Below are 13,902 nucleotides of genomic sequence, written 5' to 3'. Positions count from 1 at the left end.
TCGAAAAGAATTGAACTTTAATTGGCAACCTCATTTATGAATTTAATTCGCATTAAACGCAATTCATCTTCATCATAATCACCATCAAATTCATCTAAAGCTTCTTGAATTTTATCGGTTTCAGCTTCCATAAAATATTCATGAATTTCTTCTTGCTGATCTTCATCTAACAAATCATCTAAGGCATAATTAATGTCTAATTTAGTTCCAGAAAAAATAATTCTTTCCATCTCTTTAATTAGTTCATTAATTTCTAATCCTTTCGACTTTGCAATATCTTCTAATGGTAATTTTCTGTCTGTATTCTGAATGATGTAAAGCTTTAATCCAGAATTTACACCAGTACTTTTTACGATTAAATCATCTGGTCTTAAAACATCGTTTTCTTTTACGTAAGTTTCAATAAGTTTTACAAAATCTTTACCAAATTTTCTAGCCTTACCTTCACCTACTCCATGAACTTTGGAAAGTTCTTCTAAATTTACAGGATACTTTAAAGCCATATCATCTAAAGATGGGTCTTGAAAAACTGCAAATGGCGGTACTCCTTGTTTGGTAGCTACTTTTTTACGTAGATCCTTTAGTAACTTCACTAATTTTTCGTCAGTAACTCCACCTAATGATTTTGCATTCGTAATAATTGCATTATCATTCTCTTCATTATATTCATGATCTTCTGTCATCATAAATGAAGTTGGGTTTTCTAAATATGCTTCACCTTCTTTGGTAATTTTAATAACACCATATTGCTCAATCTCTTTTTTGATATAATTCACCACCAAAATTTGACGAATTAAAGCCATCCAATAAGCAGCAGATTTACTTTTACCAATTCCAAAAAATGGTTGTAAATGTGTTTTGTGTGAAGTTAGTAATGCATTTTCTTTACCAACTATGGTATTTACAACTTCTTTAGGTTTGTATTTTTGTAAAGTATCTTTAATTACATTAAGTAAAAGCACAACATCATCTTTTGCTTCGTGCTTTTTCTTAGGATTTCTAGAATTATCATCCATATCTGCACCTTCACCATTTACTTCATCAAAATCCTCACCAAAATAATGCAATAGATATTTACGTCTGTTCATAGAAGTTTCTGCATAACCCACAACTTCTTGCAATAGAGCATGCCCAATTTCTTGCTCAGCAACTGGTTTGCTTGCCATAAATTTTTCTAACTTCTCAATATCTTTATACGCATAAAAAGCCAAACAATATCCTTCTCCATCATCTCTACCTGCTCTACCAGTTTCTTGATAATAACTTTCTAAGCTTTTAGGAATATCATGATGAATTACATAACGAACATCGGGTTTATCTATACCCATTCCGAATGCAATAGTGGCAACAACCACATCACAATCTTCCATTAAAAACATATCTTGATGCTTAACTCTAGTTTTGGCATCTAACCCTGCATGATAAGGAACAGCTTTAATTCCATTTACTTGTAAAATTTGAGCAATCTCCTCAACTTTTTTTCTACTTAAGCAATAAATAATTCCAGATTTACCTTCTCTTTGTTTTACAAATCGAATAATATCTTTTTCAACCTCTTTTGTTTTAGGCCTTACTTCATAAAACAAATTAGGCCTATTAAATGATGCTTTAAATCTATTTGCATCAGTAATACCAAGTGTTTTTAAAATATCTTCTTGTACTTTTTCTGTTGCAGTTGCAGTTAAGCAAATTACAGGCACATTATCAATTGCTTTAATAATGTGTTTTAAATTTCTATACTCAGGTCTAAAATCATGTCCCCATTCAGAAATACAATGTGCCTCATCAATAGCTACAAATGAAATGGTTTGTGTTCTTAAAAAAGTAACATATTCTTCTTTTATTAAAGATTCAGGTGCAACATATAAAAGTTTGGTAATTCCGTTAGAAATATCAGCTTTAACTTGTGCTACTTCTGTTTTATTTAAAGATGAGTTTAAGACATGAGCAACTCCATGTTGTTCAGAAATACCTCTAATAGCATCTACTTGATTTTTCATAAGTGCTATTAATGGAGATACAACAATGGCAGTTCCTTCTTTCATCAAAGCTGGTAGTTGGTAACATAAAGATTTACCACCACCTGTTGGCATAATTACAAAGGTATTATTGTTCTCTACAATACTTTTTATAACCTGCTCTTGTAACCCTTTAAATTTATTAAATCCAAAAAACTTTTTCAGAGGACCATGTAAATCCATATAAATATTTATTTGATTGAATAGAAAAAAGAAACCACAAACTATATAGTTTGATGAAAGCTAATTTTATAGTAAATTTGCCTGTTTCCTATATCTAAAGATATAACTTTTTTTTATTCTGAAAAAATATAAAACTTGAAAGATAAATCATCAATAATTGCCAATGCTAAAGAGACAATTTTAGCTGAAAGTAAAGCTATTTCTCAAATGGCAGAACTAGTAGATATCAATTTTGAAAACGCTATAAATTGCATATATAATTCAAAAGGTAGAGTTATTATTACTGGTATTGGAAAAAGTGCTAACATTGCTACAAAAATAGTAGCAACCTTTAATTCTACTGGAACACCAGCAGTTTTTATGCATGCTGCAGATGCCATTCATGGAGATTTAGGAAATGTTTTAGAAGATGATGTTGTAATCTGTATATCTAAAAGTGGTAACACTCCAGAAATTAAAGTTTTACTTCCCTTAATAAAAAATTATGGAAATAAAGTAATTGCCATTACAGGAAATATTGATTCTTTTTTAGGCAAAAATGCAGACTTTGTATTAAATACTTTTGTAGAAAAGGAAGCTTGTCCAAATAATTTAGCACCAACTACAAGTACTACTGCTCAATTAGTTATGGGTGATGCTCTTGCAGTTTGTTTATTAAAATTAAAGGGTTTTACAAGTAAAGACTTTGCCAAATATCATCCAGGAGGTGCATTAGGTAAAAGATTGTATTTACGTGTTTCTGATTTGATTAAAAATAATGAATTGCCTAAAGTAGAAAAAGACGATTCGATTGCTAAGGTAATTGTTGAAATTTCAGAAAAAAGACTTGGAGTTACAGCTGTTATGGACAATGATACCATTGTTGGAATTATCACTGATGGAGATGTTAGAAGAATGCTTACCAAAACAACGCAAATAGAAAACTTTACAGCGAAAGACATTATGGGTAAAAACCCAAAAACTATAAATTCTGAAGCAATGGCTATAGAAGCATTAGAGGCATTAGAAAATGATAGTATTACACAAATTTTAGCTGTAGATGACAATAATAATTACGCAGGAGTTGTACATTTGCATGATTTAATAAAGGAAGGAATCTTTTAATGGCTGCAGAACAAAAAGAAATGTCTTTTTTAGGACATTTAGAAGAATTAAGATGGCATTTGGTTAGAAGTGCAGCTGCAATATTTATACTTGCAATTGTATTTTTTGTTTTTGCCAAACAAGTGTATACACATTTTCTTTTAGCTCATCTTCAACCAGATTTTATTACCTATCAATTGTTTTGTGATTTTTTTAATTTATTTGGAATGGATAGCTCTTTTTGTAGCATCAATTTTGGAGAAAAGAAATTACAGAGTATTAAAGTAACATCACAGTTAATGAACTCTATTTGGTCTTCATTAATTTTAGGAGTGATAGTTGCTTTCCCTTATATTTTATGGGAAATTTGGAGATTTGTTTCTCCAGGACTAACTGAAAAAGAAATTAAAAAATCTAGAGGTTTTATCTTAATTGCTTCTTTCTTATTTTTTATAGGTGTCTTTTTTAGTTTCTACGTAATTGCACCAATATCAATTCAGTTTTTATACAATTATCAAATTACAGAAGCAATTGAAAACAGTTTTACATTAGAATCTCATATTGGCTTAGTAACTAATATGTTATTAGGGGTTTCAGTTTTATTTGAGCTACCTGTGTTAATCTATTTTCTAACCAAAATAGGTTTAATAACACCAGAATTTTTAAGAAAATATAGAAAGCATGCATTAGTAGTTGTATTAATATTAGCAGCTATTATTACGCCTCCAGATGTTGCCAGTCAAGTTATTGTAGCAATACCAATTTTAATATTGTACGAAATAAGTATAAGAGTTTCAGCAAGAGTTATAAAAAATCAAGAAAAGAATGCCAACAAAAGTTAAAGAATTTAATGATTATCGTCAGAAAATGAACGATAAAATTTTAGCTTCAGATAATAAGGTTATCAAAAGAATTTTTAACCTAGATACAAATGCCTTTAAAGAAGGTCATTTACCTGTAAAAACAAAAGAATTATTAGGCTTAGTTGCATCTATGGTTTTAAGATGTGATGATTGTGTACAATATCACCTAGAGGCTTCTATGAAAAACGGAGTTACGAAAGAAGAAGTAATGGAAACATTATCTATTGCCAATCTTATTGGAGGTACTATTGTAATTCCTCATTTACGAAGAGCTGTAGAATATTGGGAAGCGTTAGAAAACGAATAAATCTATTCAACAATAGGTAACGTTTAAGATTCTATTAAGAGGATTTAGATTTAGATTACCTACATTTACCTAGTATTTAATTAAGATTCGTTTTAATTCTATGATTTTAAGAGCAGATAATATTCAAAAACTTTATGGTAGTAGAAAGGTTGTAAAAGGCATTTCTTTAGAAGTACAGCAAGGTGAAATTATTGGTTTATTAGGCCCAAATGGTGCTGGTAAAACCACATCTTTTTACATGATTGTTGGTATGATAAAACCAAATTCTGGCCAAATATTTTTGAATGATTTAGAAATAACTAAAGACCCAATGTACAAGCGTGCTCAGAAAGGTATTGGTTATTTGGCTCAAGAAGCATCTGTCTTTAGAAAATTGTCTGTAGAAGATAATATCATGTCTGTTTTACAATTTACTGATCTTTCTAAAAAAGAACAGAAAATGAAACTAGAGTCTTTAATTGAGGAATTCAATATAGGTCATGTACGTAAAAATAGAGGAGATTTACTATCTGGTGGTGAGCGTAGAAGAACCGAAATTGCACGTTGTTTGGCTTCTGATCCTAAATTTATTTTATTAGATGAGCCTTTTGCAGGTGTAGACCCTATTGCTGTTGAAGATATTCAAAGTATTGTAGCTCAGTTGAAAGATAAAAATATTGGTATTCTTATTACCGATCATGATGTGCAAGCTACTTTAGCCATTACTGATAAAACGTATTTGATGTATAATGGAAGCATTCTGAAGGAAGGAACACCAGAAGAATTGGCAGCAGATGAAATGGTAAGAAAAGTATATTTAGGAAAAGACTTTGAGCTTAAAAAGAAACGTGTTTTTAGCTCTTAAAATTTCCTATATGCCAAAGAATTCCTGAAGGGTCATGCAAAAAGAATTCTTGTCCCCAATCATTCTTAACAATTTTAGATAAACGAACTTTTTCGTATTTCTTATCTAATTTTTTCGCTTTAATTTCTTTCCAATATTCAGTTAGATTTTCAACTTCTAAAAATAACATTGAATTATCTACCCAATCTTTTACATAAGCTTTTTGTAAATAGAAGCCTAAATTATCATGAATAGAAAAATAAAGCATACTGTCTAAATCTACATAGCTAAAACCTAAATCTTGATAGAACTTTTTTGACTCTTCAAAGTTTTTTGCGCCAATAAAAGCTCTAACAGATTTAAACATTTTATGCTGTAATATCTTTAATTAACACTTTAAATTGAAAACAAATTCCTTCAGCATTATCAGCAGGATCTTCTAAAGAATACGTACCTCCTAGCCTTTCTATTATAGATTTTACTGTGGTTAAACCAATACCTGTATTATTATTTTTTTCATTAGAAAGTGTTTCAAACATATTAAAAACTTTATCTCGATATGCTTTTGGAATTCCTGGTCCATTATCACAATAAACAAAAGTATAATACTCGTTATCTTTAGTAAGTTCAATGCTTAACTCAACGTTTTCTTTATCTGTAAACTTAATAGAATTTGATATCAAGTTTTGAAAAACTTGCATCAATCCTATTTTAGAACTAATTATAGAAGTTTTAACTAAATTGTAAGAACAAGACACCAAGTTTTCATGGTCAATATTGGTTATAATGCTCTCTATTGTCTCCTGGATATTAAATTTACTGTAAACAATATTCTCATTATTCACTTTAGTATAATGCAATATATCATCTACAAGGTTACTCATGTAACCCATTCTATCAGCAATTAAATTCAAATAATTCTTAGCTTCTTCATCAATAAATAAAGCTGCATGATCTGTTTTTAAAACTTCCACCAAAAAATTCACTCCATTTATAGGCGATTTTAAATCGTGAGTTAAACGATATGCAAAATTATTTAATTGCTCATTTAAGTTAGAAACTTCTTTATTTACATTTTCAAGTTCGCGGTTTTTCTTTCTAAGTTCCAGTAAGTTTACTACCTGATTTGCAAGTAATTTTAATGCTTCTTTTTGCTCTTCATTTAAAGTTTTAGGCTCATTATCAATTACACATAAAGTTCCTAAAGGATAGCCATCTTCAGTGTTTAAAGGTGCACCTGCATAAAAAATTACGTTAGGATCTCCTGTAGTTAATGGATTATCGAAAAAGCGATCGTCTTTGGTAGCATCATTTATGATGAACAATTCATCTGGTTCTAAAATGCTATGGGCACAAAAAGCAAAATCTCTTGGTGTTTCTCTTGCATCTAAACCATGATTTGCTTTAAACCATTGCCTGTCTTTATCTATTAAAGATATAAGCGCAATTGGTGTATTACAAATACTTGAAGCTATTTTAGCAATAGCATCATAGTCTTCTTCTGGCAAAGAGTCTAGAATTTTATAATTCTGTAAAGATTTTAATCTTTCAGATTCGTCTTTTGGGGGAGTTGCAATGATCATCTATTATTTCTTAGTTACTACGTTCTTTAGTATCGATAAAAGAACATACAATATTATAATGATTGGAATTGAGATGTAATTTAAGAAAATTATAAATAATAACGAAATGATTAAAAATAAATAAACAAACCAATTCTTTTGAACAGAAAAACTCTTGAGTTTTAAAGAGAATAATGGTATTTCTGCATTCATTAAATAACTTAAAGTACAGGTTACAATAATTAAAAAGTAATTGCTGCCAATTAAATTATTTACAAAATCGATATTAGAATTCTCATAGATTAATGGTAATGATATTACAAACAAACACATTGCTGGCGTTGGCAAACCAATAAAGGAATCTGTTTGTCTGGTATCTAAATTAAAATTAGCTAACCTGTAACAAGCTGCTAATGTTAGCAACAAACCAATTAATGCAACATCTAAAAATGAATCATTATAAAATTCAGTTTCTCCAAAAAAATTCAATTCTATAAGTTTAAACATAATTACACCTGGTACTACTCCACTTGTAACCATATCAGCTAAAGAATCTAATTGTTTACCTAACTCACCAGAAACTTTTAACAGCCTTGCCACAAATCCATCAAAAAAATCAAGGACAATACCTAAAACTACAAATAAAGCTGCATAACTAAAATCACCTGAAACAGCGTAAATAGTTGCAATTGTTCCACATAATAAATTTCCAAGCGTTATTAAATTTGGTATATGTTGTTTAATCTTCATTGTGTTTTTTTTGATATAGCTAAAGTAATAAAAGCAAATTGGGTTGTTTTCTATATTGTTAATTTTTTGTCATATTTGTCATATAATTATACAGATGCCAATTTTACCTTCTAATTTTTCGCCAACCATTCCTTTTAGAAATGGTCATTTTAATACCATGTACAGACCATTATTTATGAAAGGTGTTGTTAACTATAAAAGAGAAAGATTACATACTTGGGATAATGATTTTCTAGATTTAGATTTTTCAAAAGTTGGTTCTAAGACCTTGGCAGTTTTAATTCATGGCTTAGAAGGTAGTTCATCTTCTCATTACATTACAGCAACTATTAAACATCTTAATAATAAAAACTTAGATGCAGTTTGCATTAATTTAAGAGGTTGCAGTGGCGAAGATAATAACCTGCTTGCTACTTATCATAGTGGAAAAACTGAGGATGTTAGTTTTGTAATGAATCATCTTTTAGATAAATATAGCTACGAAAATATTGTAATTATTGGTTTTAGTTTAGGTGGTAACTTAACCCTTAAATATTTAGGGGAACAAGGAAAAGAATTGCCATCAGAAATTAAAGGAGGTATTGCTTGTTCTGTGCCTGTAGATATTGCTTCTGCAGAAAAAGAAATGGATAAATTAAAGAATAAACTCTATATGGAAGTGTTTTTTAAAACCATGAAAAATAAAATTTTAGAAAAAGCACATAAGTTTCCTGAATATAAATTAGACAAAGACAAACTGTTTAAAGCAACCAAATTTAAACACTTAGAGCATTTATATACAGTGCCTGTTTTCGGATTTGAAAGTCCTGAAGATTATTGGCAGAAAGCTAGTTCTAAACCTTACATTCCTTCTATTAATAGACCTACACTACTTATTAATGCTAAAGACGATACTTTCTTATCTAAAGAGTGTTATCCGAAAGAACAAGCTAAGACTTCAGATAATTTCTTTTTAGAAATCACCAAGTATGGAGGTCATTGTGGGTTTATGTCTTCTTTTAAACCATCAGATAATACTTGGCTAGAAGAAAGAATTGCAAAGTTTATTCAGAGAAACATCAATATTGATATGCCCTAAACAATAACTGTTAAAAAGAACTGTTATTTTAGTAGGTTTTTAGATATTTGTTATTGGTAATTTTCAATTTTGTGAAATACAAATTTTTACTTCTTAGTATACTTTTTTCTTCCCTTTTAAGTGCACAAGCATTTAGAAATTATTCCAACGAATTTTTAAATATTGGTGTAGATGCAGCTGCTTTAGGTATGAGTAAAGCTGTTGTTGCAACTACAAATAATGTAAATGCTAGTTACTGGAATCCTGCAGGTTTAGTAGGTATAGAAGATTATCAAGGCTCATTAATGCACTCTTCTTATTTTGCAGGAATTGCCAATTACAATCATGCTGCATTTGCTATGCCCATAGATAAACAAAGTGCTTTGGGTATTTCCGTAATTCGATTTGGAGTAGATGATATTTTAAATACCACAGCTCTAATTGATAACGATGGTAATATAGATTTTAATAGAATTAGCCTTTTTTCTGCTGCTGATTATGCATTTAACTTTTCTTACGCTAGAAATTTAATTTTCAAGGATTTAAAACTTGGGGTGAATGCAAAGTTAATTCGAAGAATTATTGGTGATTTTGCTACTTCTTGGGGTTTTGGCTTTGATGTCGGACTTCAATTTGAGAGAAATTCTTGGAAATTTGGGGTAATGGCTAGAGATTTAACTACAACTTACAATAGTTGGGCTATAGATGAAGAAGAGTTTGAAAGTATAAGAAATGCCATTCCTGGTCAAAATCAAGAATTGCCAGAAACAACAGAAATTACCAAACCAAAATTACAAATTGGTGTTGCCAAAGACTGGAAAATTGGTCGTTTCTTCAACTTACAATCCGAATTTGATTTGAATATAAGGTTTGAACAAACCAATGACATTTTTTCATCCGAAGTTGCAAGTATAGATCCTGCATTAGGTTTGCAATTAGATTATGAAAAACTCGTTTATTTAAGGTTAGGTGTTGGTAATTTTCAATACACTACAGAATTCGATAATTCAAAATCATTATCTACACAACCCAATTTTGGAGTTGGCTTTAACTATAAAGGCATTCAAGTAGATTACGCTTTAACGAATATAGGAAGTGTTGGAAACGCACTTTATTCTAATATTTTCTCTATTACTTTCGATTATTCTTTTTTTAGAAGATAACATTACATGAAGAAAAAATACTTAATTTATATACTGTTTTTATTTTTTGCTAAATCAAGTTTTGCACAACTACAACTATCTGTTTATTCTGAGGTAAGTATTATTACTGCTGGTCCTGGTACTGAATTGTATGAGGCTTTTGGTCATTCTGCATTGCGAATTAAAGATCCTGTTTTACAACTTGATCTAATTTATAATTATGGAATGTTCGATTTTAATGCACCTAATTTTTATAGCAATTTTACAAAAGGAAAGCTCATTTATAAATTAGGGAGATATCGTTTTGATTATTTTTTAAGAGGTTATAATACTGACAAACGTTGGATAAAAGAACAAGTATTAAATTTAACTAGAGATGAAAAACAAGCTTTCTTTACGTATTTAGAGAAAAATGCTGCACCTCAAAATGCCTCCTATTTTTATGATCCTTATTTTAATAATTGTGCTACAAAACTAAGAGATATTACTCAAGAAGTTTTAGGTGATAAAATTAGTTGGAATGATGAAGATATTGAAGCTAATCTATCTTTCAGACAATTAATGAATAGAGAAATACCTTGGAATACTTGGGGTAGCTTTGGTATTAATTTGGCTTTAGGAAGTAAACTTGATCAAAAAGCTGATTTTAAAGAATTCATGTATTTACCAGACTATGTTTATTTAATTTTTAAAAATAGTACAGTAAAATTAAACAATGAAAATACTAGCTTAGTCAAAAAAGAAAATACAATTTTGCAATATGATGAATTAGAGCAAAGTACCTCTTTATTAAGTCCTTTTTTAATTTTTAGTTTACTGAGTTTATTAGGTTTATTCATAACCTTTAAAGACTACAAAAATAGGGTTAGAACAAAAGTTTTAGATTTCATATTACTATTTGTTACTGGTATTATAGGAGTGTTAATTGTCTTTTTATGGTTCTTTACAGACCATTCTACAACACCTAACAATTTTAATGTTTTATGGGCATTTGCACCCAATTTAATTCTAGGCTTTTTATTACTAAAGCAAAGAAATTCAGCTTGGTTTCATAAGTATTTTATAGTGCTAGTTGGTTTTCTAATCCTCATTCCAATGATATGGATTTCAGGAATACAATTATTCCCAACTTCAATAATTCCTTTATTGATATTATTTTTTGTTAGATATTTATATTTAGTAACGTATTTCAAACCTAAATCTTAATACAATCATGAATGCAGATTTAGAAATTATTTCTTTTAAAGAGGGATATTCACAACAATTTTATGCTTTAAATGCAGCATGGTTAGAGAAATATTTTTACATAGAGCCTTATGATGAAAAAGTACTTAGCAAGCCTAAAAAATATATTATTGATGAAGGTGGCTATATCTTTTTTGCAAAATATAAAAATGAGATAGTTGGTGTGGTTTCATTAATCAATCAAAAAACATACTTTGAATTGAGTAAAATGGCTGTAGACCCTAAGTTTCAAGGTTTAAAAATTGGTAAATCACTTGTTAAATTCTGTATAGATTTTGCTAAGAATAAAAAATGGGATAATATAATTCTATATTCTCATCGATCTTTAGAAACTGCAATTCATTTATACAGAAATATGGGTTTTGTGGAAATTCCGGTAGAAGAAAACTCACATTACGAAAGGGCAGATATAAAAATGATTTTAGAGTTTTAAGAATACAAAAAGCTCTGAATTGCCAAATCGTAACCTTTTAAACCAAAACCAAAAAGTACACCTTTAGCAGCAGGAGCTATAAAACTTTTATGCCTGAAATCTTCACGAGCATGAACGTTAGAAATATGTAATTCAACAACAGGTGTTTCTATACCTTTTACTGCATCACCAATACCAACAGAGGTATGCGTGTAAGCTGCTGCGTTTAAAATAATTCCATCATAATCAAAACCAACTTCGTGCAACTTATCTATAATTTCACCTTCTATATTCGATTGAAAATAGCTAAGCTCTACAGTATCAAACTTCATTTGTAAAGTTCTGTAGTACTCTTTAAAAGTTTGCGAACCATAAATTTCTGGTTCACGTTTACCTAATAGATTTAGGTTTGGTCCGTTAATAATGATAATCTTCATAACTTCAAAAATACAATTATTTACATAAAAAAAGGAGGCTAAAAGCCTCCTATAAATTTATTGTTGATATTATATTATAACGCAAACGTAAATCCTAATCCTACATTATTTGCATTTGCACCATCATCACTAATACCTTCAAAGAATAGTGATAAACTAGTAGCATCACCAACCATGTAACTTAACATTGGTTTGTAGTAAAATCCACCATCATTACCATCATTAATTCCAAATGCATAACCAATTTTAGATCCTGCAGAGAAATTATTAGAAATTCTATAATGTAATGAACCAGCTACTGGTAAAAATTGAATTGATTCTGCCTCTACTGTTGTACCTAAAAACTCATACTCTTCACCAAAATAATTAATGAATCCAGCTGAAACTCCTAACATTAAATTGCTATCTGTAGCAAAAGAGTAACCTAAATCTCCACTTAATGCAAAAGAACTTGCATCTTCTAAATCGCCAACTGGTAAACCTCCATTAACGCTTACTGTAAATTGAGCGCTTGCTGCTAAACTGCTTAAAACTAAAGCACATACTAAAATTACTTTTTTCATATTTCTTAATTTTAAATTATAATACGAAACTAGAAATAATAGCATTTTCAATTTAACTCATTCACTATTTTTAAGAACGATATCAATTCAGTAAAAAGAGAATTAATTTGAGTTATTTATTATTTTTCTTAGGCTTTACAGTAAGTTTTACAATGTTTAATATTGCTGCTTCACCTTTCTTTAAATTGGCAACTACCTCATACTCTCTTCGAAAATCGAACAGTTTTAATTTAGTAGTATTGGTTTCTAACTTACCTGCATCAACAGTAATAATTTTAAAGGTATTTACCTTTTCGTTTAAGTTTAACACAAAAGACTGTTTGCGTCTTGAAACTTTAATATTCTCTATAACTGGTTTATCATTTTGTAATATGGTAATTATATCACCATCCTCAATTCCATAATCCCAAACATCAATTTTTATTTTGCTAGAATAAACAAATACAGAAACTTTTTCTCCAGAATTAATTTTAGTTTCACTAAACTTTTTAAGATAATTCTCTGGCTTCAAGTTGTCTTTAACAATACTATCTACTCTTTTTACCTTCTTAATTTTTTTATAAACCTTTTTAACTTTCTTTTTAATGAATTTTTTACCTACTAATTTAATCTTACCAGTAGCACAGGTATCTTTATCATCGTAAATACCAACAAAATTACCATCTAACAACTTTTTATTCGAATCGCCTTTAAAATCTCCTTCAAAACTTACAAAGCAGAATTCCTCTGGTAAAAATTTAGATTTGGTATATAGAATATCACTTTCTTTAAACTGAATTTTATTTGTCTTTTTATTGTAGTAACCTCTTATATAAGATTTGGTTTCATCTTCACCATCAATGTCTGTAATAGAATAACCTTGAATAAAATTATTCTTTTCTAAGTTAAATTGAATTTTATAAGATATAAGTTGATTTTCATCTAATACAATTGCTCCAAGTAACTCATAATCGAATTTTTTAAGATCTTGAGCGTTAAAACTAAAAATAGCGACCAAACAAATTAATAAGCAAAAATTAAATTTCATAGATATTTTTTAGTTAACTTTAGAACAAATTAACTAAAATTATATTTGTTATTATGAAAAAATCATTAACTATTTATGCATTCCTAGTTGCCTTTTTAGCATTCTCTTTTAATGCAGAAGCTTCTTTTCCTGTAAAGAAGAAAACAAAAACTGTAGAAGTTGTAAAAGGAGATAAGGTAGAAAAATCAGAAGTTACTACATTTTCTTCAGCAGCAAGTTCAGGCAAAAGTCAAACAACAGCTTTATTACTATCTATCTTTTTAGGAGGTTTAGGTATTGATAGATTTTACCTTGGTTATACCCTTTTAGGTGTTTTAAAACTAATAACCTTAGGTGGATTAGGTATTTGGTATATTATAGATTTAATTATGATTATTACTGGTGATTTACAGCCTAAAAATGGTAGTTATTCAGAAACATTGTAATACAT

General features: G+C 29.1%; 16 protein-coding genes. 9 read left to right on the top strand and 7 right to left on the bottom strand.

What is annotated here, in order from left to right:
• Window positions 1-17: 17 nt before the first annotated feature.
• Window positions 18-2,201 (bottom strand): RecQ family ATP-dependent DNA helicase, encoded by a 2,184-nt coding sequence (locus V7R38_RS09550; protein ID WP_334057920.1) that lies wholly within the window; start codon window positions 2,199-2,201, stop codon window positions 18-20.
• A 135-nt stretch (window positions 2,202-2,336) separates the two neighbouring features.
• Between V7R38_RS09550 and V7R38_RS09545 the strand changes: the two genes are divergently transcribed.
• From V7R38_RS09545 to lptB, 4 genes are all read left to right on the top strand, one after another.
• Window positions 2,337-3,305: a KpsF/GutQ family sugar-phosphate isomerase gene (locus tag V7R38_RS09545; RefSeq protein ID WP_334057918.1), complete on the top strand. Its 969-nt coding sequence runs from the start codon at window positions 2,337-2,339 to the stop codon at window positions 3,303-3,305.
• On the top strand, window positions 3,305-4,126 hold the full coding sequence (tatC, locus tag V7R38_RS09540) for a twin-arginine translocase subunit TatC (protein ID WP_334057916.1): 822 nt from the start codon (window positions 3,305-3,307) through the stop codon (window positions 4,124-4,126). The genes V7R38_RS09545 and tatC overlap by 1 nt, the downstream gene beginning before the upstream one ends.
• Window positions 4,110-4,454, top strand: a complete 345-nt coding sequence (locus V7R38_RS09535) for a carboxymuconolactone decarboxylase family protein (protein WP_015480262.1) — start codon at window positions 4,110-4,112, stop codon at window positions 4,452-4,454. The genes tatC and V7R38_RS09535 overlap by 17 nt, the downstream gene beginning before the upstream one ends.
• Before the next feature lie 100 nt (window positions 4,455-4,554).
• Window positions 4,555-5,298: an LPS export ABC transporter ATP-binding protein gene (gene lptB / locus V7R38_RS09530; protein ID WP_015480263.1), complete on the top strand. Its 744-nt coding sequence runs from the start codon at window positions 4,555-4,557 to the stop codon at window positions 5,296-5,298.
• Here lptB and V7R38_RS09525 read toward each other — a convergent pair.
• The 3 genes from V7R38_RS09525 to V7R38_RS09515 are packed head-to-tail and all read right to left on the bottom strand — an operon-like array spanning window position 5,288 to window position 7,589.
• Window positions 5,288-5,644, bottom strand: coding sequence for a glyoxalase (locus V7R38_RS09525; RefSeq protein ID WP_334057912.1), 357 nt, complete (start codon window positions 5,642-5,644; stop codon window positions 5,288-5,290). The two genes, lptB and V7R38_RS09525, sit on opposite strands and share 11 nt — an antisense overlap.
• A 1-nt stretch (window position 5,645) precedes the next feature.
• Window positions 5,646-6,860, bottom strand: a complete 1,215-nt coding sequence (locus V7R38_RS09520) for a sensor histidine kinase (protein WP_334057910.1) — start codon at window positions 6,858-6,860, stop codon at window positions 5,646-5,648.
• 3 nt (window positions 6,861-6,863) lie between these two features.
• On the bottom strand, window positions 6,864-7,589 hold the full coding sequence (locus V7R38_RS09515) for a CDP-alcohol phosphatidyltransferase family protein (protein ID WP_015480266.1): 726 nt from the start codon (window positions 7,587-7,589) through the stop codon (window positions 6,864-6,866).
• Between the two features lie 94 nt (window positions 7,590-7,683).
• On the opposite strand from V7R38_RS09515, the gene V7R38_RS09510 reads away from it, so the two are divergent.
• From V7R38_RS09510 to V7R38_RS09495, 4 genes are all read left to right on the top strand, one after another.
• On the top strand, window positions 7,684-8,667 hold the full coding sequence (locus V7R38_RS09510; RefSeq protein WP_334057908.1) for a YheT family hydrolase: 984 nt from the start codon (window positions 7,684-7,686) through the stop codon (window positions 8,665-8,667).
• Between the two features lie 71 nt (window positions 8,668-8,738).
• Entirely contained in the window at window positions 8,739-9,809 is a 1,071-nt protein-coding gene (locus V7R38_RS09505; protein WP_187288765.1) for a putative type IX sorting system protein PorV2, read from the top strand.
• 6 nt (window positions 9,810-9,815) lie between these two features.
• Window positions 9,816-10,994, top strand: coding sequence for a lipoprotein N-acyltransferase Lnb domain-containing protein (locus tag V7R38_RS09500; protein WP_334057905.1), 1,179 nt, complete (start codon window positions 9,816-9,818; stop codon window positions 10,992-10,994).
• A 7-nt stretch (window positions 10,995-11,001) separates the two neighbouring features.
• Complete coding sequence (locus V7R38_RS09495) at window positions 11,002-11,466, top strand: GNAT family N-acetyltransferase (RefSeq protein WP_334057903.1); 465 nt, start codon at window positions 11,002-11,004, stop codon at window positions 11,464-11,466.
• On the opposite strand, the gene aroQ is transcribed toward V7R38_RS09495, so the two are convergent.
• The 3 genes from aroQ to V7R38_RS09480 form a co-directional block, all read right to left on the bottom strand.
• The gene (gene aroQ / locus V7R38_RS09490; protein ID WP_334057901.1) at window positions 11,463-11,882 is read right to left on the bottom strand and encodes a type II 3-dehydroquinate dehydratase; all 420 of its coding nucleotides are present in this window, start codon (window positions 11,880-11,882) and stop codon (window positions 11,463-11,465) included. The genes V7R38_RS09495 and aroQ overlap by 4 nt on opposite strands.
• 74 nt (window positions 11,883-11,956) lie before the next feature.
• Window positions 11,957-12,445 (bottom strand): outer membrane beta-barrel protein, encoded by a 489-nt coding sequence (locus V7R38_RS09485; RefSeq protein ID WP_334057899.1) that lies wholly within the window; start codon window positions 12,443-12,445, stop codon window positions 11,957-11,959.
• Window positions 12,446-12,557: 112 nt separating this feature from the next.
• On the bottom strand, window positions 12,558-13,472 hold the full coding sequence (locus tag V7R38_RS09480) for a hypothetical protein (RefSeq protein ID WP_334057897.1): 915 nt from the start codon (window positions 13,470-13,472) through the stop codon (window positions 12,558-12,560).
• Window positions 13,473-13,525: 53 nt separating this feature from the next.
• On the opposite strand from V7R38_RS09480, the gene V7R38_RS09475 reads away from it, so the two are divergent.
• A complete protein-coding gene (locus V7R38_RS09475; protein WP_334057895.1) occupies window positions 13,526-13,897 on the top strand; it encodes a TM2 domain-containing protein in 372 nt (123 codons plus the stop codon).
• Window positions 13,898-13,902 lie beyond the last annotated feature (5 nt).

It is taken from the genome of Polaribacter sp. P097 (assembly GCF_036864555.1).
Lineage (GTDB): Bacteria > Bacteroidota > Bacteroidia > Flavobacteriales > Flavobacteriaceae > Polaribacter.
The sequence above is the reverse complement of the archived record's forward strand: the minus strand, read 5'-3'. Positions and strand labels throughout refer to the sequence as shown.

Bases quoted from the DNA above. Each gene is read 5' to 3' on its own strand.
- V7R38_RS09550 (WP_334057920.1), bottom strand. From the start codon at position 2,201: ATGGATTTACATGGTCCTCTGAAAAAGTTTTTTGGATTTAATAAATTT.
- tatC (WP_334057916.1), top strand. From the start codon at position 3,305: ATGGCTGCAGAACAAAAAGAAATGTCTTTTTTAGGACATTTAGAAGAA.
- V7R38_RS09535 (WP_015480262.1), top strand. From the start codon at position 4,110: ATGCCAACAAAAGTTAAAGAATTTAATGATTATCGTCAGAAAATGAAC.
- lptB (WP_015480263.1), top strand. From the start codon at position 4,555: ATGATTTTAAGAGCAGATAATATTCAAAAACTTTATGGTAGTAGAAAG.
- V7R38_RS09525 (WP_334057912.1), bottom strand. From the start codon at position 5,644: ATGTTTAAATCTGTTAGAGCTTTTATTGGCGCAAAAAACTTTGAAGAG.
- V7R38_RS09520 (WP_334057910.1), bottom strand. From the start codon at position 6,860: ATGATCATTGCAACTCCCCCAAAAGACGAATCTGAAAGATTAAAATCT.
- V7R38_RS09515 (WP_015480266.1), bottom strand. From the start codon at position 7,589: ATGAAGATTAAACAACATATACCAAATTTAATAACGCTTGGAAATTTA.
- V7R38_RS09510 (WP_334057908.1), top strand. From the start codon at position 7,684: ATGCCAATTTTACCTTCTAATTTTTCGCCAACCATTCCTTTTAGAAAT.
- V7R38_RS09500 (WP_334057905.1), top strand. From the start codon at position 9,816: ATGAAGAAAAAATACTTAATTTATATACTGTTTTTATTTTTTGCTAAA.
- V7R38_RS09495 (WP_334057903.1), top strand. From the start codon at position 11,002: ATGAATGCAGATTTAGAAATTATTTCTTTTAAAGAGGGATATTCACAA.
- aroQ (WP_334057901.1), bottom strand. From the start codon at position 11,882: ATGAAGATTATCATTATTAACGGACCAAACCTAAATCTATTAGGTAAA.
- V7R38_RS09485 (WP_334057899.1), bottom strand. From the start codon at position 12,445: ATGAAAAAAGTAATTTTAGTATGTGCTTTAGTTTTAAGCAGTTTAGCA.
- V7R38_RS09480 (WP_334057897.1), bottom strand. From the start codon at position 13,472: ATGAAATTTAATTTTTGCTTATTAATTTGTTTGGTCGCTATTTTTAGT.
- V7R38_RS09475 (WP_334057895.1), top strand. From the start codon at position 13,526: ATGAAAAAATCATTAACTATTTATGCATTCCTAGTTGCCTTTTTAGCA.